Origin of the sequence: Candidatus Pelagibacter sp. Uisw_121 (assembly GCF_047722545.1) — a bacterium.
Taxonomy (GTDB): domain Bacteria; phylum Pseudomonadota; class Alphaproteobacteria; order Pelagibacterales; family Pelagibacteraceae; genus Pelagibacter.
The window spans coordinates 805,690-824,960 of the sequence record NZ_CP159816.1 but is presented as its reverse complement, the minus strand read 5'-3'; the positions used below and the strand labels follow the sequence as shown (position 1 = coordinate 824,960).

At 29.3% G+C, this 19,271-nt stretch carries 22 protein-coding genes and 1 pseudogene; 13 read left to right on the top strand and 10 right to left on the bottom strand.

What is annotated here, in order from left to right; translation table 11 throughout:
• Nucleotides 1-1,641, top strand: coding sequence for an electron transfer flavoprotein-ubiquinone oxidoreductase (locus tag ABXT52_RS04450; protein WP_415272522.1), 1,641 nt, complete (start codon nucleotides 1-3; stop codon nucleotides 1,639-1,641).
• Here ABXT52_RS04450 and ABXT52_RS04445 read toward each other — a convergent pair whose 3' ends face one another.
• Complete coding sequence (locus ABXT52_RS04445; protein ID WP_415271382.1) at nucleotides 1,642-1,860, bottom strand: hypothetical protein; 219 nt, start codon at nucleotides 1,858-1,860, stop codon at nucleotides 1,642-1,644. It abuts the gene before it with no gap.
• A 101-nt stretch (nucleotides 1,861-1,961) separates the two neighbouring features.
• Between ABXT52_RS04445 and ABXT52_RS04440 the strand changes: the two genes are divergently transcribed.
• Entirely contained in the window at nucleotides 1,962-2,921 is a 960-nt protein-coding gene (locus ABXT52_RS04440; RefSeq protein WP_415271381.1) for a MarR family transcriptional regulator, read from the top strand.
• 30 nt (nucleotides 2,922-2,951) lie between these two features.
• Here ABXT52_RS04440 and ABXT52_RS04435 read toward each other — a convergent pair whose 3' ends face one another.
• Nucleotides 2,952-3,317, bottom strand: coding sequence for a DUF2237 family protein (locus tag ABXT52_RS04435; protein WP_415271380.1), 366 nt, complete (start codon nucleotides 3,315-3,317; stop codon nucleotides 2,952-2,954).
• A complete protein-coding gene (gene hisI, locus ABXT52_RS04430) occupies nucleotides 3,318-3,785 on the bottom strand; it encodes a phosphoribosyl-AMP cyclohydrolase (protein ID WP_415271379.1) in 468 nt (155 codons plus the stop codon).
• Between the two features lie 77 nt (nucleotides 3,786-3,862).
• On the opposite strand from hisI, the gene folE reads away from it, so the two are divergent.
• The 3 genes from folE to ABXT52_RS04415 are packed head-to-tail and all read left to right on the top strand — an operon-like array spanning nucleotide 3,863 to nucleotide 6,382.
• Complete coding sequence (gene folE, locus ABXT52_RS04425; protein WP_415271378.1) at nucleotides 3,863-4,471, top strand: GTP cyclohydrolase I FolE; 609 nt, start codon at nucleotides 3,863-3,865, stop codon at nucleotides 4,469-4,471.
• A gap of 21 nt (nucleotides 4,472-4,492) precedes the next feature.
• Nucleotides 4,493-5,494 carry an oxidoreductase gene (locus tag ABXT52_RS04420; protein ID WP_415271377.1) on the top strand — a complete coding sequence of 334 codons (1,002 nt, stop codon included), beginning with the start codon at nucleotides 4,493-4,495 and terminating at the stop codon, nucleotides 5,492-5,494.
• Nucleotides 5,495-6,382 carry a LysR family transcriptional regulator gene (locus tag ABXT52_RS04415; RefSeq protein ID WP_415271376.1) on the top strand — a complete coding sequence of 296 codons (888 nt, stop codon included), beginning with the start codon at nucleotides 5,495-5,497 and terminating at the stop codon, nucleotides 6,380-6,382.
• Between the two features lies 1 nt (nucleotide 6,383).
• Here the strand turns inward: ABXT52_RS04415 and ABXT52_RS04410 are convergent, their stop codons facing one another.
• Nucleotides 6,384-7,124, bottom strand: coding sequence for a helix-turn-helix domain-containing protein (locus tag ABXT52_RS04410; protein WP_415271375.1), 741 nt, complete (start codon nucleotides 7,122-7,124; stop codon nucleotides 6,384-6,386).
• 29 nt (nucleotides 7,125-7,153) lie between these two features.
• Nucleotides 7,154-7,816 carry a helix-turn-helix domain-containing protein gene (locus tag ABXT52_RS04405; protein ID WP_415271374.1) on the bottom strand — a complete coding sequence of 221 codons (663 nt, stop codon included), beginning with the start codon at nucleotides 7,814-7,816 and terminating at the stop codon, nucleotides 7,154-7,156.
• A gap of 75 nt (nucleotides 7,817-7,891) precedes the next feature.
• Here ABXT52_RS04405 and ABXT52_RS04400 point away from each other — a divergent pair, with 75 nt between their 5' ends.
• The 8 genes from ABXT52_RS04400 to ABXT52_RS04365 all read left to right on the top strand — a co-directional run bounded on the left by ABXT52_RS04400 (nucleotide 7,892) and on the right by ABXT52_RS04365 (nucleotide 15,036).
• A complete protein-coding gene (locus tag ABXT52_RS04400) occupies nucleotides 7,892-8,092 on the top strand; it encodes a hypothetical protein (protein ID WP_415271373.1) in 201 nt (66 codons plus the stop codon).
• Between the two features lie 51 nt (nucleotides 8,093-8,143).
• Entirely contained in the window at nucleotides 8,144-9,421 is a 1,278-nt protein-coding gene (gene aceA / locus ABXT52_RS04395) for an isocitrate lyase (protein WP_415271372.1), read from the top strand.
• A 436-nt stretch (nucleotides 9,422-9,857) separates the two neighbouring features.
• Nucleotides 9,858-10,877: an extracellular solute-binding protein gene (locus ABXT52_RS04390; RefSeq protein ID WP_415271371.1), complete on the top strand. Its 1,020-nt coding sequence runs from the start codon at nucleotides 9,858-9,860 to the stop codon at nucleotides 10,875-10,877.
• Nucleotides 10,878-10,953: 76 nt separating this feature from the next.
• On the top strand, nucleotides 10,954-12,570 hold the full coding sequence (locus tag ABXT52_RS04385; protein ID WP_415271370.1) for an ABC transporter permease: 1,617 nt from the start codon (nucleotides 10,954-10,956) through the stop codon (nucleotides 12,568-12,570).
• Nucleotides 12,571-12,574: 4 nt separating this feature from the next.
• Nucleotides 12,575-13,633 (top strand): ABC transporter ATP-binding protein, encoded by a 1,059-nt coding sequence (locus ABXT52_RS04380; RefSeq protein WP_415271369.1) that lies wholly within the window; start codon nucleotides 12,575-12,577, stop codon nucleotides 13,631-13,633.
• 18 nt (nucleotides 13,634-13,651) lie between these two features.
• Entirely contained in the window at nucleotides 13,652-14,350 is a 699-nt protein-coding gene (locus tag ABXT52_RS04375; RefSeq protein WP_415271368.1) for an AzlC family ABC transporter permease, read from the top strand.
• Complete coding sequence (locus ABXT52_RS04370; RefSeq protein ID WP_415271367.1) at nucleotides 14,350-14,661, top strand: AzlD domain-containing protein; 312 nt, start codon at nucleotides 14,350-14,352, stop codon at nucleotides 14,659-14,661. The genes ABXT52_RS04375 and ABXT52_RS04370 overlap by 1 nt, the downstream gene beginning before the upstream one ends.
• 6 nt (nucleotides 14,662-14,667) lie before the next feature.
• On the top strand, nucleotides 14,668-15,036 hold the full coding sequence (locus ABXT52_RS04365) for a thioredoxin family protein (protein WP_415271366.1): 369 nt from the start codon (nucleotides 14,668-14,670) through the stop codon (nucleotides 15,034-15,036).
• 226 nt (nucleotides 15,037-15,262) lie between these two features.
• On the opposite strand, the gene ABXT52_RS04360 is transcribed toward ABXT52_RS04365, so the two are convergent.
• From ABXT52_RS04360 to ABXT52_RS04340, 5 genes and pseudogenes are all read right to left on the bottom strand, one after another.
• Entirely contained in the window at nucleotides 15,263-15,700 is a 438-nt protein-coding gene (locus tag ABXT52_RS04360; RefSeq protein WP_415271365.1) for a DUF4396 domain-containing protein, read from the bottom strand.
• Between the two features lie 5 nt (nucleotides 15,701-15,705).
• A complete protein-coding gene (locus ABXT52_RS04355) occupies nucleotides 15,706-16,038 on the bottom strand; it encodes a c-type cytochrome (protein WP_415271364.1) in 333 nt (110 codons plus the stop codon).
• Between the two features lie 171 nt (nucleotides 16,039-16,209).
• Nucleotides 16,210-16,885: pseudogene (locus ABXT52_RS04350) on the bottom strand (MBL fold metallo-hydrolase); the annotation flags it as partial.
• 73 nt (nucleotides 16,886-16,958) lie between these two features.
• Complete coding sequence (locus tag ABXT52_RS04345; RefSeq protein ID WP_415271363.1) at nucleotides 16,959-18,272, bottom strand: MATE family efflux transporter; 1,314 nt, start codon at nucleotides 18,270-18,272, stop codon at nucleotides 16,959-16,961.
• Complete coding sequence (locus ABXT52_RS04340) at nucleotides 18,273-19,226, bottom strand: ADP-ribosylglycohydrolase family protein (RefSeq protein WP_415271362.1); 954 nt, start codon at nucleotides 19,224-19,226, stop codon at nucleotides 18,273-18,275.
• Nucleotides 19,227-19,271 lie beyond the last annotated feature (45 nt).

The window sequence follows — 19,271 nt, the reverse complement described above, 5'->3', positions numbered from 1 at the left end:
ATTACTGTAAAAATTCAAGATATGCCTAGAGAAGCAATGGATTATGATGTGGTAATCGTTGGGGGTGGTCCTTCAGGACTATCTACGGCAATTAAACTTAAACAATTAGATCCAGAATTAAATGTATGTTTGCTTGAAAAAGCTTCCGAGATTGGTGCGCATATTCTAAGTGGTAATGTTTTTGAAACTAGAGCTTTAGATGAGTTATTACCTAACTGGAAAGAACTTAATTCACCTATAAAAACTAAGGTTTCTAAAGAAAAATTCTTATTTTTAGGAAAATCAAAATCTTTAAGTTGGCCCACATGGCTACTTCCTTCTGTTCAGCAAAATCATAATAATTATATAATTAGCTTAGCAAACTTATGTAGATGGCTAGCAGAACAAGCGGAAGCTTTAGGTGTTGAGATATTTCCAGGTTTTCCTGCAAGTGAAATTTTGTACAATGAAGATGGATCGGTTAAGGGAGTTGCAACTCAAGACATGGGAGTTGATAAAAATGGCAATAAAAAAGATGGCTTTGAACCAGGCATAGAGCTTTTAGGAAAAGTTACTGTATTTGCAGAAGGATGTAGAGGACATCTTGGAAAACAATTAATTGAAAAATATAATTTATCAGAGGGTAAAGATCCTCAACAATATGGAATTGGATTTAAAGAAATTTGGGAAATCAGTGAACAAAATCATGAAGAGGGAATGGTAATGCATACTGCAGGTTGGCCACTAGATAACAATACTTATGGTGGAAGCTTTGTGTATCATGCAGAAAACAAACAAATTTTTTTAGGTTATGTAATTGGTCTTGATTATAAAAACCCACATCTTTCTCCGTTTGACGAATTTCAAAGATTTAAAACTCATCCTGCAATTAAAAAGATAATTGAAGGTGGAAAACGTATTTCATATGGAGCAAGGGCTTTAATTGAAGGTGGACTTCAAAGTTTACCTAAAATGTTTATGCCGGGTGCTTTATTAATTGGTTGTGATGCGGGAACTTTAAATATGCCTAAAATTAAAGGGTCTCATACTGCAATGAAAAGTGGAATGATTGCAGCAGAAACTATTAATGAACATTTAAAAAAAAAACAAGATTTATCAATTTATGAAGGCAAATTTAAAAAAAGTTGGATTTATGGAGAACTACATACTGCTCGAAATGTTAAACCAAGTTTTAGTTGGGGTTTAATTCTTGGAATAATATTTACTGGAATTGATCAAATATTATTTAGAGGAAAATTACCTTTTACCTTAAGACACAAACATGCTGACCACGAAACACTAAAACCAGCAAATGAAATGCCAAAAATTGATTATCCCAAACCAGATAACGTGATTACATTTGATAAAACAAGTTCTGTTTATTTAACAGGAACTAATCATGCTGAAAATCAACCAGTACATTTGCAGCTAAAAGATCCAAACTTACCTATTAATTATACTTTAGAAAAATTTGATGAACCAGCGCAAAGATATTGTCCAGCTGGAGTTTATGAGGTTCAAAATGAAAATGGTCTAAATAAATTTGTCATAAACTCACAAAACTGTATTCATTGCAAAACTTGTGATATTAAAGAGCCTTCTCAAAATATTACATGGGCAACACCAGAGGGAAGTGGTGGACCTAAATATGGAAATATGTAATTAGAAAGATAAGATTAACCCAACAGTAAACATCAAAGAAACTATTAATCCTGCAAAAACTAGGTTTGTTCTAGCTTCTTTTTCTCTTTGTTTTCTAGCTCTGTTTAAAAGTACATTAATATCTACTCTTCCTGATGATGAAACTTCCTCGCTATTATTGGGGGTCTGTAAAGGAGGAAGGTCATTTATTTCTGTAGAAATTAATTTTTCTAAACTCATGATTAATCAATACTAATTTTTTAAAAAAATTGAAATAACTCAATTGTCCAAAATGGGTTGACTCTTGCTTATGTATTGTTCAAATTGGGTTTTTTAGGATTATGAATGTTAAACCAACTATATCATCTCAAATTGATGAAAAAATAATCTTCAAAGTAATTGATAAAAACTTTAGTAGATTGGCACCATCTTATTACAAATGGATAAACAGTTGGTTGATTGGGGCCTACGAAAATTTTGGAAATATAGATAAATATATAATCTTAATTTACATAATTAACCAAGATTTTATATTCTTCAGAAAAAATGGGTTAATAGTTGATTATGACACATTCTATAAGGATAAAACATTAGAAGTAGAAAAAATTAATATCAGCAAAATTTCAAAAGATCTTCAAATACCAAAAGAGAGTGTAAGAAGAAAAGTTGAAGAACTAGAAAAAGCAGAGATAATTAAAAGAAAAGGTAAACAAATTTTTGTAAATAGAACAGCAATTCCTGTAGTTCAAGCAAATTTAACTTTAAAAAATATGAGTGTTTTATTGTGCGAGTTTAATAAAATTCTTAAAGAAGAAGATATTGTTGAAGTAGCTTACCCAACTACAGAAATTTCAGATTCAATTAAAAAAAACTTTTCTTTTGTTTGGTATCAATTTTATAAGTTCTTATTCATATTTACTAACAGATGCAGAAAACAAGTTGGAGACTTAGAAACTTTTTGTATTGGACTTTTAGTTTTAGTTAACGCAGCTGATAATAAAAGCTTTAAAATAAAAGATTTAACTAGAAAAAAATACGCGACTTCAATCCAAGGCTCTGATGATAGAGGAGTTAATGCAATGTCTATTTCTGATGTAACAGGAATTCCAAGAATAACAGTTATTAGAAAATTAAAATATTTGATAAAAAAAAATATACTTCAAATTAATGAAAAGAAGTTGATTACTTTAAATATTTCAGGTGTTGCATTAGATGAAGTTCAAGAATTACAAAATCAAAATATGAGATCTTTAAGTAATTTTATTTATAGAGCTTTTAATCAAATTAAAATTATAATCTAATTATCTTATCTTGAGATAAACTAAGATAAATCAATAGCATTTTTTTTTTAAAACTTCCATAGAAACAAGTTTTAAAGTTTTTTCATGTGTTCTTTTTAAATATACAGGACAAGGTTTCCCAGCATCAGCAGCTCTTGCATACCAACTAGCACAAACGCACCAACCATCTCCAGCCTTTAGTCCTGGAAATCCAAATTCAGGATGAGGAGTTATTAAATCGTTACCAGCTTCTTTACACCATTCTAAGAATTCTGTTGTAACTTTTGCACAAACAGTGTGAACCCCATGATCATTTTCATCAGTACTACAACAACCATCTCTATGCCATCCTGTTAAAGGATCGTTAGAACATTCTTCTAGATCTTCACCCAAAACATTTTTTTGTTTGTCACTCATTTAAATTTTTGTTGGATTAGGTTGACCTTTGTAGACAACTTCAGGATCAAAAGATTTTTCTTTTTCTTCAAATTTCATCTCAACTTCTCTACCATTTTCAATTGCACCAAGTGGAATGGATCTATAAAAACAAGATCTATAACCCACATGACAGCTTGAACCATCACCAATATCAACAGTTAACCAGACTGAGTCCTGATCATCATCAATTCTAATTTCACTTACTTTTTGAGTAAAGCCACTAGTTTTGCCTTTGTGCCAAATCTGTTTTCTAGATCTACTAAAATAATGAGCCTCTTTAGTCTCAATGGTTTTTTTAAAAGCTTCAACATTCATATATCCATGCATCAAAACATCTTTAGTTTTTGAGCACATAGTGATGACTGGAATTAAGCCATCATTATCAAATTTTGGTGAAAGGAATTTCCCTTCTTCAATTTCGACTATATTTTCTCTTTTTTTAAACATATCTAGGTGATTATGTAGCATATTGAACAATATATTAAATATTTTAAAAGCAATGATTTACTGTATAAACTTGCCTTATGAAATTAGTTGAAGAGACAGATAGCAAAATTTTAGATACCAAAAAAGTTTCTGATAAAGAAGCTGAAGAGGCTTTTAGAACTATTTTAACTTGGATGGGTGAAGATCCTAGTAGAGAAGGATTATTAGAAACTCCAAAAAGAGTTATTAAAGCATATAAAGAATATTTTGGTGGATATGCAAAAGACCCTAATAAAATTTTAGATAAAACTTTTGGAGATGTTGAGGGTTATGATGATATGGTTGTACAAAAAAATGTTTCTGTACAAAGTCATTGTGAACATCATATGGCTCCAATTATTGGAATTGCACATGTTGCATACATTCCAAATGAGAGAGTTGTGGGTTTAAGTAAACTTGCAAGAGTAGTAGAAGTTTTTTCAAAAAGATTACAGACTCAAGAGAGACTTACGATGCAAATTGCTAAAACAATAATGGAATCTTTAGATGCAAAAGGTGTGGCTGTAACAATAGATTCAACACATCAATGTATGACTATGAGGGGTATTAAGAAAGAAAATGCCACAACAGTTACAAATTATTTCTTAGGTCAGTTTAAAGAAGACCTTAGCGTTCAAAACAGATACTTAAGATTTATTAGTAAGTAAATTTCCTAAGGAGGGAAAAACATGTCAGATAATTTTAAAGCCCTAATTGTTAATCAAGAAGGTGAAAATTTTACCCGTGAGATAAAATCAATAGATAGATCATTTTTAAAACATGGCGATGTTACTGTTAAAGTAGATTATTCAGATTTAAATTATAAAGATGCACTTATTTTAAATAATGGTGCAAAATTAGTAAAAGAATTCCCTCATATTCCAGGTATTGATTTTGCAGGTACTGTTTTAGAAAGTGATAATTCTAAATTTGTAAAAGGAGACGAAGTGATCCTTACAGGTTGGAGAGTTGGAGAAATTTATTTTGGTGGTTATTCTCAGTTTGCTAAAGTTAATGGAGATTTCTTAGTTAAAAAACCAAAAGATATTACATCCAAACAAGCAATGATTTTAGGAACTGCTGGACTAACAGCATTGTTATGTTCTTTTGCAATCAAAGCTAGGGAAGAACTTTTATTAGGTGAAAAAGTCAAAGATGTTTTGGTTACCGGTGCTTCTGGAGGTGTTGGAAGTATTGCAGTGATGATCTTAAATAAATTTGGTTATGATGTTACAGCCGTTACTGGAAAAGCTGAAAATGAAGAGTACTTGAGATCATTAGGTGCTAAAAATATAATAAATAAAGCAGATTTAGATAAAGATGCTAGACCATTAGATAAAGGTCTATGGGACGGTGTTGTTGATACTGTTGGTGGAAAAATACTTGCTAATGCACTTGCACAAACTAGAGACAATGGAATTGTTGCAGCCTGTGGAAATGCTTCTGATTATAAATTAAATACTACAGTTATGCCTTTTATCATTAGAGGTGTTAAACTTTGGGGCATAAACTCTGTTACAGCATCAATAAAAAGAAGAGAATTTGTTTGGAATGAAGTTAAAGATCTTATTGATTTCAAACAATTAGAAAAATCAATAAAGACAGTAAGCTTAGAAGATTTAATAGATATATATCCAAAAATGTTAAAAGGTGAAACATCTGGAAGATATCTAGTTGATCTTAACAAGTAAATGGATTGGGATAAATTAAAAATATTCCACGCAGTTGCAGAAGCAGGCAGTTTTACTAATGCAACGATAAATCTAAACTTAAGTCAATCTGCAATCAGTAGACAAATTCAATCTCTAGAACAAGATCTTAAAGTGCAACTTTTCGAGAGACACGCAAGAGGTCTTACTTTAACTGAAAACGGTGAATATTTATTTAAAACAGCTCATGATGTAATCAGTAAACTAAAAGAAGTTGAATCAACATTAGGTGATCAAAAAAATAAACCAAGTGGTAAATTAACAATTACAACAGTTAGAAGTTTTGGTACTCACTGGTTAACACCTCGTATTCAAGAGTTTATGACTTTAAATCCAGAAATAGAAATTGAATTAATTTTTGATGATAAGGAATTAGATTTAAGTACTAGACAAGCAGACATAGGTATTTTTATGAGAAGACCTAAACAACTTAATTATATTCAAAAGAAATTAGTTGATATTAAGTATTATATTTATGGGTCCAATAAATATTTAGAAAAATATGGAATGCCCAAAACAATTACTGATCTAAATAAACATAAATTTATTTCATTTGGTAAAGGAGCACCATCTCCTGTCTACGATCCAGATTGGGCTTTAAAACTTGGAATTAAAGATGCTAAAAAAAGAAAACCAGTAATGAAAGTTAATAGTGTTATGGGTTTACTATTAGCTGTTGAAGCAGGTGTAGGTCTTGCAGCGCTTCCTGAATATTTAATTTCAAATTCAAACAACGTAATAAAGGTTCTTCCTAATTCAGAGGGCCCTATAACAGAGGCTCACTTTGTTTATCCACAATCATTGAAAAATACAGCTAGAATTACCGCTTTTAGAAACTTTTTATTTAGTAAAATAGGTGACTGGAAGTAGTTTATTTGCTTTTATCGTTAACATAAACTGAAACTCCTCTAGAATTAATATCTACATCAAATTTTTTATGTAATGGTGGAAATGCTCGTTGTGAACAATCTAGCCTATCACAAGTTCTACAGGAAACACCAATAGGAATTTCAGTTTTCTTATCTGAGATATCTAGGTTTTCTGTGTACACAAATTGTTTTGCATATTTTGCATCACAACCTAAACCAATTGATAAAATACTCTTTGATAAACCATATCGGCCAACACCTTTTTCAACAGTTCTTGCAATACAAACATATTTTTCACCGTTAGTCATTTTACTTACTGCAGCTTGAATTACACCAGGCCTTGTAAAAGCTGAGTAGACATTCCACCTAGGGCAAGCACCACCATATCTTGGTATTTCAATACCAGAAAGTGAAAAACGTTTAGAAATATTTCCAGCAATATCAGTTCTCAACATATGAAAAGGTATTCCTGGTAATTTAGGATCTTGAAGACAAGTTACCCTATGAGCAACTTGTTCAAAAGAAGTTGCAAAAGTATTTTGTAAAAGTTCTAAATCATATTTTAGCTTTTTACATTCTGAATGAAATAATTTGTAAGGCATCAAGATTGCAGCACCACAATAATTTAATAGAGCAACTTGAGTTAATTTTTTTGATTCTTCTGATGGAAAATTAAAATTAGATAAATATTGATCAATTTCTTTTGATGCACCTTCTTGTGCTATTTGAGATGCCGCATGCAATTTTTTTGTTTCTAAAGAACTATAATCACTTAATAAAAGTTCTTTTTTTTTTTATTAAAAATTTTTGAAAATGGTTTGCCGTCTTCAGGAATAGTATCTTTAACTGTTATAGAATATTCTTTTTTCAAATATTCACATAATGCAATATATCTAGTTCTATTGTTAACTTGTATTTTTTCAAAAACTTTATTTGCAAACTCTTCTAATTTTGGAAAATAGTTTTTATTTTCCTGAAGAAAATCAGATATTACTTCACCAGGAAATGAATTTTTTCTATTATCAACTATCTTGCCAGATAATTTTTCTATCTTGTTTATTAATTCATGATCTTTTTTTTTAAGAATATCTCCCAACCTAACAAGAGCTCTACCAATTTTTGGGTTTGTCCCTACCAAATCTTTAACTTCAGGTCCGAGTATATCTAAATCTTCGAATAATTTATCATCTAGTATTTCTGAAATAGTATTTTCTAGATTGATATCTGACTTTGTTGTTAAATCAGTAAGTTGAATATTTAATTTTTCGCAAACTTTTAGTAATAAATCACCATCTATTTTTCTTTTACCACCCTCAATTAAATTCAAATAGCTGGGTGATATCTCGAGTTCCTCAGCAAGTTTATTAGCTTGTAAACCTAGCTTTCTTCTAAAAGCCCTTATTTTTGGTCCTATTTTTAAATCTAATTGACTCATATTATCAATTTGTAAATTTTGTAAATTATAATTTACAAAAAATTTCTTTGTTTTACAAGCATTATAACGAATTTAATGGATTTAGTAAATTTTGTAAATTATAAAGATTTTATGGAAAATGATAACAATAAAAACCAAGAAAATCAGTCTCGAATCACGAATGAAGAAGATCACACTCAAAGTAGCCAGTCTGGTGTTTACTTGAGAGATGACCATTGTGATTGGGGTTCAAGCGGCATGAATGAATTCACTAAAGAGTTTAGTGAAGACAAATAAGCCTCTTAAAATCTAATTTTCTTAATTATACAACCTAGAAAGACCCAACTCATGAGCTCAGAAGCTAAAGTTTCATACGATTTAAAAAGATTTGCTGGTATTAAAAGAGATTATACACCTGAAGAAGTTGAAAGACTTAGAGGTTCAATAAAAATAGAATATTCGATGTGCAAACATCAATCAAAAAAATTATGGAATTTATTAAATTCTGAAAATTATATTAATACATTAGGATCATTGTCTGGAAATCATGCAATTCAACACGCCAAAGCAGGGTTAAAAGCAATTTACTTGAGTGGATGGCAAGTAGCAGCTGATGCAAATACAGCTGGTGAAATGTATCCTGACCAATCTTTATATCCGTATGATAGTGCTCCAAAATTAGTTGAGTCGATGAACAACGCTTTAATTAGAGCAGATCAAATTCAGCATATGGAATTACAAGATGGAGATATGAAATCAAAAGATAGAACAGACTATATGTTACCTATCATTGCAGATGGAGAAGCAGGTTTTGGTGGACCGTTAAATGTTTTTGAATTAGCAAAAAAATTTATTAAAGCAGGTGCAGCAGGAGTTCACTTTGAAGATCAATTAGCTAGTGAAAAAAAATGTGGTCATATGGGTGGAAAAGTTTTAGTTCCAACTGGAACAATGATCAAAAATTTAAAAGCTGCAAGACTTGCTGCAGATATTGCAGATGTACCATTAATAATTTTAGCTAGAACAGATGCAAATGCAGCAAAGCTAATTACTAATGATCATGATGAAAATGATAAACCTTTTTTAACAGGTGAAAGATCACCAGAGGGTTTTTACTATGTTAAACAAGGAATTGAACAGGCTATTTCAAGAGGCTTAGCTTATGCTCCTTATTCAGATTTAATTTGGTGTGAAACAGCAACACCAAACTTAGAAGAAGCAAAAAAGTTTGCTGATGCAATACATGAAAAGTTTCCTGGTAAATTATTAGCTTACAATTGTTCTCCCTCGTTCAATTGGAAGAAGCATTTATCAGATGCTGAGATTGCAACATTTCAGCAAAAAATTAGTGAGATGGGTTATAAGTTTCAGTTTATTACACTTGCAGGATTTCATACACAAAACATTGCAATTTTTGAACTTGCAGAAAAATATAAAACAGAAGGAATGACTGCTTACTCTAAAATACAAGAGCTTGAATTTGCTAGGGAAAAAGATGGTTACACAAGTGTGAAACACCAAAGAGAAGTTGGAACATCTTACTTTGATGCGGTTTCGAATACCATAAGTAGTGGAAAAAGTTCTACCACTGCAATGGAAGGTTCTACAGAATCTGAGCAATTTTAATTAGTCTTTAATTAGCTTTCTAAATATGATTAAATATTTGGATGTTTATAAGTAGTTTACTACTAATTATTCTTTATTTTTCTCACAGATATATTGTTGCTTGGATAATATTCTACAATAATCAAGATAAACGTTTTGGTAGCTCTATATGGCGTTGGTCATATGATTATCAAGTAATTGGAGAAAGAGACGTTTCAGATCTTGATGACAAGCCTTTTGTAAGAAAAAGAAGAGTTAGAAACCGCACTGTTTCAATAATGTACTGCAATTTCTTTCTAGGGTTCTTTGTATTCATGTCTTTTTTAAGTAATTTGCTTATCCTGATTTTATCATAATTAACCATTGTAAACTGCGACACTTAATGCGATTGATAATCATTCGCAATGTTAATAATAAGCATTCTAAACTAATTAAGGGTAAAAAAATAAAGGAAAAAATGAAAAAAATTATACTTATTATATTAACCCTGAGTTTTTTTAAAAGCATGACTTTAGCTAATGAAGTTAATGTTTTTAGTGCAAGACATTACGATTCAGATATCCAACTTTACAATAAATTTACATCTCAAACTGGGATTAAAGTTAATATTATATCTGGCAAAGATAAATCTCTTCAAAAAAGAATTATAGAAGAAGGAAAAGATTCCAAAGCCGATCTTTATATTACAGCTGATGCTGGAAAGTTAGGACTTTTCGATTTAAAAGAGATGTTTCAAAACTCTATGTCGCCAGCAATTAAATCTGCAGTACCGGCAAACTTTAGATCTAAAAATTGGACAGGAATAGCTAAAAGAGCACGAATAATTTATTACTCTCCAGAGAGAGTAAGTGACAATGATCTTAATGGATTGACTTATGAAGGTCTTGCTGATCCTAAGTGGAAAGGTAGAATTGTTATAAGACAATCTAATAATATTTATAATCAATCTCTAGTAGCTTCATTAATTGATAATAATGGAAAAAAAAATACAACTAAATGGGCAAAAAATTTAGTTACAAATATGGCTAGAGAATCAAAGGGTAACGATAGAGCTCAGATTTTAGCTGTCGCAGCCGGAGAAGCTGATCTTGCAGTTGCAAATACTTATTATTATGCGTTGATGCTTTCTGGCAGTAAAGGAGAAGAGCAACAAATGGCTGCAAAAAAAGTATTACCATTTTTCCCAAATCAGGATGATAGGGGAACACATATGAATATTAGTGGTGGTGGTATATTAAAATATGCTCCAAATAAAGATAACGCAATTAAACTGTTAGAGTTTTTATTAACAAAAGAGGCCCAACAACATATTGTTGATAATACGTATGAGTATCCAATGATTAAAGGAGTTGAACCTCATGAGTTAATTAAACAAATGGGTTTTGATTTTAAACAAGATCTTAAAACTAAAGTAGCTAATTATGGAAAAAATCAAGCTACCGCGTTAGAGATAATGCTTAACGCGAAGTGGAAATAAAGAGGTTATATAACACAACACACTTTTAATATTAAGTTAATTACCCTACTTGATGTTATTAGTGTGTTGTTAAAAAATGGGTAATAAAATTAATATTTGGTATTTTAGTTCATTTATAATATCTATAATTGTAGCTGTACCCATTATAACTGTATTCAGTAGTTTCTTTGAAACAACTGGAGACTATGTTTCAGTTTTAAAAAATACTTTTCTTTTAGATTATATTTATAATTCATTAATACTTTTGACAGGTGTTTTAACCTTAACTTTTATTATAGGTGTTGGTTGTGCTTATTTAGTTTCATTTTACAAATTTCCTGGCGTTAATTTTTTCAAATGGGCTTTAATTTTATCTTTTGCTGTACCTGCTTATATATATGCATACTCATTAACCGCTTTTTTTGAAAACTATGGAACAGCTTTTTCAATTTTAAAAAACTTATTGGGTGAGGGAAATTATAATACTCATATCCCTAAGTTTGATGGAATGTTAGGTGCAATAATTTCAATATCATTTTCACTATTTGGTTATGTTTATGTGCTAACTAGAGCATCATTTCATTATCAGTCACAAAACTTGCTAGAACTTGGAAAAAACCTTGGTTTTTCAAAACAAAAATCATTCTTTAAAATAATCTTACCATCAGCAAGACCCGCAATAGTTGCTGGTCTTTCTTTGGTTGCGATGGAAACTTTATCAGATTTTGGTTCAGTATCATTTTTTGGCGTGTCCACTTTAACAACAGGAATTTATAATGCGTGGATATCTTTTGATGACCTTACTTTAGCAAACAGGTTATCTTCTTACTTGTTAATTTTTATACTTGGGTTATTTGTTTTAGAAAATTTATCAAGGAAGAAAGCTCAATATCACACATCTTCAAAAGGAGGATTTAAATCAAAATCTGTAATTCAATTATCTAATTATAAATCAATTTTAGCTTCTTTTTTTTGCATGGTTGTATTTTTCTTAAGTTTTTTATTTCCAGTTTTTCAAATGTTATATTGGACAATTATTTTTCCAAAACATTTATTAGATTTAAATTTAATTGAATTATTTTCAAATACGATGTTATTGATTTTCTTATCATGTTGCGTATTAATATTATTAGCCTTTATTTCAAACTATGGAAATAGAGTTTCAAAAAGTAAATTTTTAGAAATGTTAAACACATTTTCTATTTCAGGATATGCAATACCTGGAATTATTTTGGCTGTCGCTTTTATAACATTTATTTCATGGCTTGATCTTAATATGATTAATTATCTTGGAACAGAATCAATAAAATCTATTTTTATTGGGTCTGTTTTAGGACTGGTTCTAATTTATTTTATAAGATTTTATTCATTAGCAAACAATGGAATTAAATCAGGCTACCTAAAAATTAATTATTCCATAGATGAGAGCGCTTATCTTCTTGGTTATTCAAAATTTAAAACATTTAAGAATATTCATCTTCCTTATTTAAAGAATTCAGTTTTATTAATAGGTATTTTATTAACTATAGAGATAATTAAGGAATTACCCATTACCTTGATTATGAGACCATTTAATTTTGAAACCTTTGCAACAAAAGCATATATTTATGCTTCCCAAGATTTACTTGAAGCTGCAGCTGCTCCATCATTATTACTTATACTTATTGCAAGTTGCTTTATTTTAATTACATCTAGATATATCCTTAAGGATTAAGATTATGACAAAAAACTTTTTAGAAATTAACAATGTAACATTTGCAGCGAGTGCTCAGAGTAAAGTGAATAATGTTTCTCTAACTATTGAAAATCAAGGAGACATTGTTTGTTTGTTAGGACCATCTGGTATTGGCAAAACTACTATACTTAGAACAATTGCAGGTTTGGAAAAAATACAATCAGGGAAGATTGTTTTAAAAAATAAAATTTTATCATCTGATAATACTCATATTGAACCTGAAAATAGAAATATTTCGATGGGGTTTCAGGATAATTCACTTTTTCCCCATTATACAGTTTTAGAAAATATAAAATTTGGTGCAGATAGAAATAAAAAGAAGAAAAAAGGTTTAAATTTATATGAAATAAATAAGCTTCTACATATCGAGCACATTGCCGATAAATATCCACACCAGATAAGCTCTGGAGAAGCTCAAAGAGCTTCATTAGCAAGGTCTTTGTTATCTAATCCTGATTTATTGTTATTAGATGAGCCTCTTTCAAACGTGGATCAGAACTTTAAAGAGGAAATACAAGTAAAATTAAAGCAAATTTTAACAGAGCATAAAATTACAACAATTATTGTAACGCATGACTCTTATGAGGCTTTTTATCTCGGAACTAAATGTGGAATAATTTTAGATGGTCAACTTAAACAATATGACGACCCGTATAATGTTTACCATTTTCCAAACTCAATAGAGGTGGTTAATTTTCTGAATAGAGGAATTTTAATACCAGCAAAAGTTACTGGTGAAAATAGCTTAGAGAATGATGATCTTGGAACAATAACTGGAGATTTTATTAAGCATTATCCAAAAGGATCTGAAGTTCAACTTTTACTACAACCAGAAGATCTAGAACATGATGATCAAAGTAATTTAAAATTAGAAGTAGTTGATAGAAAATTTAGAGGAACGAATTTTATCTATACCCTTAAAACAGTTAGTAATAAATTAATACCTGTGTTTGTTCATTCTCACCATATTCATCAACATGAAGTAGATGAAAAATTTGGTATCAAGAGACCAATTAATATTGATCATATAGTCTGTTTCTAATACAAAACTTAAATTAAAATGAACGATAGATTAAAAACCTTATCTAGAGGAATAATTGATGTAAGTCCTTTAATGATACCTGTAGTTCCATTTGGAATTATCTTTGGTGTTATTGGAATGGAATTAGGACTGAGTTCATACATGACTTTTGGCATGTCCATTATAATTTTTGGTGGAGCTTCTCAAATAGTTTTGCTTCAGTTATTTTCAGGAGGAGCCTCTTCTTTAGTTACGATAACATCTGTTGGTGCAGTAAATTCCAGACATTTGTTGTATGGTGCAGTTTTTTCTGAATATTTATCTCATTTAAAATTAACGTGGAAACTTATTTTATCTTATGTGTTAATTGATCAAGCTTTTGCAGTCTCAAATACTTATTTTAAAAATAATAAAAAGAATAACTACAAGCATTACCACTTATTAGGAGCTGGTTTTACCTGCTGGACAGTTTGGCAGATATCAACAGTTTTAGGTATAGTTCTAGGGTCAGTTATTCCAAAAGAGTTAGGTTTAAGTTTTACTATTTCTTTAACCTTTTTAGCTTTGTTAATTAATGATTTTAGAAAGTTTAAAAATATTGTTGTAATGTTGGTATCAGGGGTAGTTGCAACTATTGGTTATAATACAATACCATTTCAAGCATACATCATTGTAGCAGCACTATCAGCCTTATTGGTTGCTACATTATTAATTTTAATCAACTTAAAACAAAAATAATGCATTGGTCGACAATTATTTACTGTGGAATAATTACCTACTTAACAAGGTTCTCTATGATATTTTTATTAAAGGAGGACATATTGAATTATAAAATGAAAAAAATTTTGTCATATGTTCCATCAGCTATTTTTCCAGCAATAATTTTTCCACCAATATTTTTAGATAACTCTGGTTCTTTAGATTTAGAAAATAACCCTAAAATATTAGCTGCAATATTTGCCATACTGGTTGGCTTTCTAAGTAAAAACATCATTGTGACAATTTTTGCAGGGTTAACTTCTTACTGGTTTTTAATATTTGTTGTATAAAGCTCCATGAACAAAATCTTTATATTTATTTTTTTTATCTTTGCATTTAGCGCTAATGCAGGTGAGAAAAAAACAACCTTTAATATAGAGTTGTTTAATAAAGCACAATCAGAGGGCAAGGTCGTAATAGTAAGTTCTTGGGTTAAGTATTGTTCATCTTGTGCTGGTCAAATGAAAATTTTAAATAAAGCAAAAAATGAATTTGATAATATTGAATACTTCGCATTTGATGTGACAAATAAAGAAATTTCTAAATTATTTAACGTACAATATCAAACTACACTTTTAATTTTTAAAGATAATAAAGAAGTTTACAGAAGTATTGGTGAAACCAATAAAGATTTGATTTACGAAGCTATAAAATCCTCAATTTAGATTAAGTTGCTCAATTTAAGATTAGAGACTTATTATGTTTACTTGATAATCCAAAAGATGATATTAATTATATAAACTAAAATACCATAAAATAAGAACATGAGTATTTTGTCTTTTCTTGTTTTTTCTTCCCAGTTCAATTTAAATAATACCGATGGAGAGACCACCAATAAGATAACTCCAATCACGATTACAAGTATTGATAAAATTATAAATACATTCATACTTAATGACAGGCTACGTTATATTTTTTAAGTCTCCAGTAATTATAGGGCCATGGAGTTAGAAATCCTACTACCAACATAATAGGCACCACCCAATAAGTAAGTTGAGCACCACCAGTTAAATAATAATCTGTCAAATTCATAGAAATTTCCATACTAATCATTGAGATAAAGCTCATCCCAAAAGCTGTTTTTAAAGCATCAATAAATTTAAAATTCTGTCTAATCAAAATAAATGTCTCAAGCATGATACTAGTTAATAAACCATTAAAGATTGCTAAGATCATTATGCTAATTATAGGAAAGGGAATTTGAGTTAGTTGAAAAAATAATATTGTCCCAAAGTCTCCAATTGAACAACCAATAACACACCACATAGTGTTCTTAGCACTCTTTTTCCATGTGCGTTTGCAGGACCATTTAAAAGTAGAGGTTTTCAAATGATTTATTTATTTAAGTTAATTTGTCGTTGGTAGACATCATCAGGCCAAAAACTTTTTATATAAGATAATACTGAATCGATATCTTTATCTTTTAAATTATCTTCATAACCCAACATTTTTCCCTCATAATTCTTAACTAATTTTGCCAAACCATATTTAATAATATTATGAAGAGTAGCATCATCATGATGCCAAGTATGACCTGTACCATTTAAAGGAGGTGCTTTTCTATGACCATCCTCATCTAGACTTTTCCAATTTTCTGCACCAATTAAATTGACTTGATGACAACTTACACAGTTATTTTCATAGATAATTTTTCCTCTAATAATCATTAAAGGAGAGTCCCTGGTTATTGGGAAATGGCTATGAGAATAAGTGGTCTCAGTTATGAATAAAAAAGATATTAAAATTAAAAGAGTACGCATAAAACAATATTTAATTAAAATTAAATAAAAAACAATATATATTAAAAATTATCTTATTTAATTTAAAGGCTACGTAGCTCCAAGCTTAATATTGCTTGCAACATTTATATCCATTAATTTTGGCTTACATAAATTTAAATTATTCATTACATCAATATATTCGTTTATACCGTTCACCTGTAGTCTAGGATTAAACTTTTTTTCTTTACCAATAGTGCTTACTTTTTGATTATTATAGTCATGAGCGGGATATAATAAAGTTTCCTCAGGAAGTTTTAATAATCTATTAAAAATAGAATTATACGAGTCTTCTGAATTACCACCTTGAAAGTCAGTTCTACCAGTTCCATTAATCAATAAAGTATCTCCTGAAAAGAGATAATCATCCATGAGAAAACTGTAACTATCCTTAGTATGTCCAGGTGTATAAATTACCTTTATTTCTAATTTATCAACATAAATTATCTCATTATCTTTAACTTTAATTTCAACTACATCAGAATGGAGTATGTTCACCCATTATTGTTGTGCAATTTGTTTTGTCTTTTAATTTTGAAGCTGCGGTTATATGATCAGCATGAATGTGTGTATCAATAACTTTTACTAGTTTTAAATCTAAGTCATTAAGAAGTTTAATATATTGGTCAATATTTTCTAATACAGGATCAATGATTAATGACTCACGACCTTTAGCGGATGCTATTAAATATGTGTAAGTACTAGAGGTTTTATCAAATAACTGTCTAAATAACATAATGAGATAATATCATAATAATAAGTATTCGATTAAGCAATATTTTTTGATTAACTATAATTTAGAGATACAATTACTTATTAAATTTTAAATAAATTCTATCCATGTAATAGTATAGAGACAGGGCTCTTAAGATCATAAAAATACACAATGAAATCCAAACACCAGTGTTACCCATTAAACCAGTTAAGAATATAGATATAGCAAGATAACCAAATACTGAAAAAATCATGGCATTTCGAAGCTCTTTTGTTTGTGAAACCCCAATAAATATTCCGTCAAACTGAAAACAAAAAGAAGAGATTACAGGCATGATGATTAACCATACTGCATAAGAAGAGCTAAGATTTCTTATCTCCTCAATGTCAGACATTAAGTTAATTACAAAATTATTAATTAAAAAATAAATAATTGAGATAATCAGCCCAGTAATAGAGCTTAAAATAAAAGAGTTTTGAACAATTTTCTTAAAGAGAATAATGTCTTTTTTACCGAGTGAATATCCAACCATACCTTCAGTAGAGAAGGCGTAAGCATCAAGAATAAAAGCTGATAAAAAAACTAAATTAATTAAAATTGCATTAGCTGCAATATAATCTTCACCGATTTGACTACCAAGGTAGGTAAACCATAAAAAAGAAAATGTTAAAAGAATGGTTCTAATAAATATGTTTATATTTATATTAAATATATTTTTAATTTTTTTTAGATCAATTAATTCATCAAACTTGATCTTTAACTTCGACATTCTGCTTAGATACAAAAAAGTATAAATTAAAAAAGATATTGAAACAAATAAAGCAGAGAATAAAGTTCCATATGCAACACCTTTAATATTTAGACCAAATTTAGAGACAAAAATAATACTTAAGATTATATTTAGTATTGAAAATAAACCTATAGCTAAACTGGATATTTTAGTCTTTTGTAACCCAATAAATAACCCAGTAATAATGTATAATGTTAATTCACCAGGTGCTGACCAAATTCTAATTTGAAAATAATCTTGATAAAATTTTTCAGTTGCCTCAGACAACTCAAATATATTTAAACTTAATCTATAAATATAGCTTTGAAGAGAAATTATGATTAAAGAAATTACCAATACAAAAACCAGATTTCTGAGAATAATATTAAAAACCTCAGAATAATCCTCTTTACCATATGCCTGAGATACCAATCCGACCGTACCCATTCTTAAGAAGCCAAAACTCCAAAAAATCATTGAAAATAAATTTGCTGCTACAGATGTTGCTGACAAATAAGATAAATTATCAAGATTACCCATCAATCCAGTATCAATAATTCCAACCATTGGAATGGCTAAATTTGCAAAAAAAATAGGAATGGATAATTTTAAGATGTACTTTACTGAGGAGTTTTGCATTTAAGCAAGATACTTCAATATATTTTTTGCAGGATTTGTTTTTTTAATCCAATCTTGAGGGATACCTTTTATACCTTTATAAGCTGCAAAATAAGCACCAACAAAATTAGCACGAGAACAATTACATCCACCAGCTTTAATTGTTTTAACAACTGCAGTTTTAAAACTTTTAGAGGTAATGATTGCATGTATTGACCCATTAAAAGTACCCGGATAACTACACGCTTTACCAAATTTCTTTACAACAAAATTGTGTGGTTTTGACTTTATTTTCTTAACCTTTTTGATGTTTTCAATAACGTTTTTGAAATATTTGTTTTTTATATTTTTTCTTAAAAAAGTACTAACAGGATCTTTGTCTCCTTTATCGGCTAATTCAATAATCTTTAGTTTCGCCATAGCAAATTGTTCACTAATTTTGCCATTAGCAACTGTTCTTATAATTTGTTTTGTTTTTTTGTCAGAATTATTTGAAAAATAAAAGGGAAGACTTGCACAATATCCATCAAACTCGTTAACTTTAATTCCACCAGTAATAGTTTTTTTTAATTTAATATTCTTAATAGTTTCTAAGATATTTTGATGGATCCAAGGACCCTTCATCGCTGTTTTCCATTTAATTTTTTTGTATTTTTTTCTTAAAGATAAGTTTTTCCAGTACTTTGAACCTGGTCCAAAATTTTTGATAATATTCTTTTTAAAAAGTTTAATGACTTCTTTATGATTAGCTGTCTTAGATAATGTTTTTAACATCACCTGACCTACATCATTGTATCCAGAAACTTCGCCAGTTTTAATAGAGTAGAATGGAGACCTGTTTTGTTTAAAGAAAGCAATATCTTTTTTTCCTTTGATATAAGAACTGAGTTTTTTTTTATCATACACCCAATGCAAAGGTCTTGCCGCTGCATCTGCAACTGTTGCTCCAAGAAATATATGTAATTTATCAAACATCAATAACTAATACTTTATTTGAATAAAAGTTAAAATGTTTTAAAT

What these genes read in the sequence shown, in the direction of transcription:
- ABXT52_RS04445 (WP_415271382.1), bottom strand. Translation starts at nt 1,860, where the DNA reads ATGAGTTTAGAAAAATTAATTTCTACAGAAATAAATGACCTTCCTCCT.
- ABXT52_RS04440 (WP_415271381.1), top strand. Translation starts at nt 1,962, where the DNA reads ATGAATGTTAAACCAACTATATCATCTCAAATTGATGAAAAAATAATC.
- ABXT52_RS04435 (WP_415271380.1), bottom strand. Translation starts at nt 3,317, where the DNA reads ATGAGTGACAAACAAAAAAATGTTTTGGGTGAAGATCTAGAAGAATGT.
- hisI (WP_415271379.1), bottom strand. Translation starts at nt 3,785, where the DNA reads ATGTTTAAAAAAAGAGAAAATATAGTCGAAATTGAAGAAGGGAAATTC.
- folE (WP_415271378.1), top strand. Translation starts at nt 3,863, where the DNA reads ATGAAATTAGTTGAAGAGACAGATAGCAAAATTTTAGATACCAAAAAA.
- ABXT52_RS04420 (WP_415271377.1), top strand. Translation starts at nt 4,493, where the DNA reads ATGTCAGATAATTTTAAAGCCCTAATTGTTAATCAAGAAGGTGAAAAT.
- ABXT52_RS04415 (WP_415271376.1), top strand. Translation starts at nt 5,495, where the DNA reads ATGGATTGGGATAAATTAAAAATATTCCACGCAGTTGCAGAAGCAGGC.
- ABXT52_RS04405 (WP_415271374.1), bottom strand. Translation starts at nt 7,816, where the DNA reads ATGAGTCAATTAGATTTAAAAATAGGACCAAAAATAAGGGCTTTTAGA.
- ABXT52_RS04400 (WP_415271373.1), top strand. Translation starts at nt 7,892, where the DNA reads ATGGATTTAGTAAATTTTGTAAATTATAAAGATTTTATGGAAAATGAT.
- aceA (WP_415271372.1), top strand. Translation starts at nt 8,144, where the DNA reads ATGAGCTCAGAAGCTAAAGTTTCATACGATTTAAAAAGATTTGCTGGT.
- ABXT52_RS04390 (WP_415271371.1), top strand. Translation starts at nt 9,858, where the DNA reads ATGAAAAAAATTATACTTATTATATTAACCCTGAGTTTTTTTAAAAGC.
- ABXT52_RS04385 (WP_415271370.1), top strand. Translation starts at nt 10,954, where the DNA reads ATGGGTAATAAAATTAATATTTGGTATTTTAGTTCATTTATAATATCT.
- ABXT52_RS04380 (WP_415271369.1), top strand. Translation starts at nt 12,575, where the DNA reads ATGACAAAAAACTTTTTAGAAATTAACAATGTAACATTTGCAGCGAGT.
- ABXT52_RS04375 (WP_415271368.1), top strand. Translation starts at nt 13,652, where the DNA reads ATGAACGATAGATTAAAAACCTTATCTAGAGGAATAATTGATGTAAGT.
- ABXT52_RS04370 (WP_415271367.1), top strand. Translation starts at nt 14,350, where the DNA reads ATGCATTGGTCGACAATTATTTACTGTGGAATAATTACCTACTTAACA.
- ABXT52_RS04365 (WP_415271366.1), top strand. Translation starts at nt 14,668, where the DNA reads ATGAACAAAATCTTTATATTTATTTTTTTTATCTTTGCATTTAGCGCT.
- ABXT52_RS04355 (WP_415271364.1), bottom strand. Translation starts at nt 16,038, where the DNA reads ATGATTATTAGAGGAAAAATTATCTATGAAAATAACTGTGTAAGTTGT.
- ABXT52_RS04345 (WP_415271363.1), bottom strand. Translation starts at nt 18,272, where the DNA reads ATGCAAAACTCCTCAGTAAAGTACATCTTAAAATTATCCATTCCTATT.
- ABXT52_RS04340 (WP_415271362.1), bottom strand. Translation starts at nt 19,226, where the DNA reads ATGTTTGATAAATTACATATATTTCTTGGAGCAACAGTTGCAGATGCA.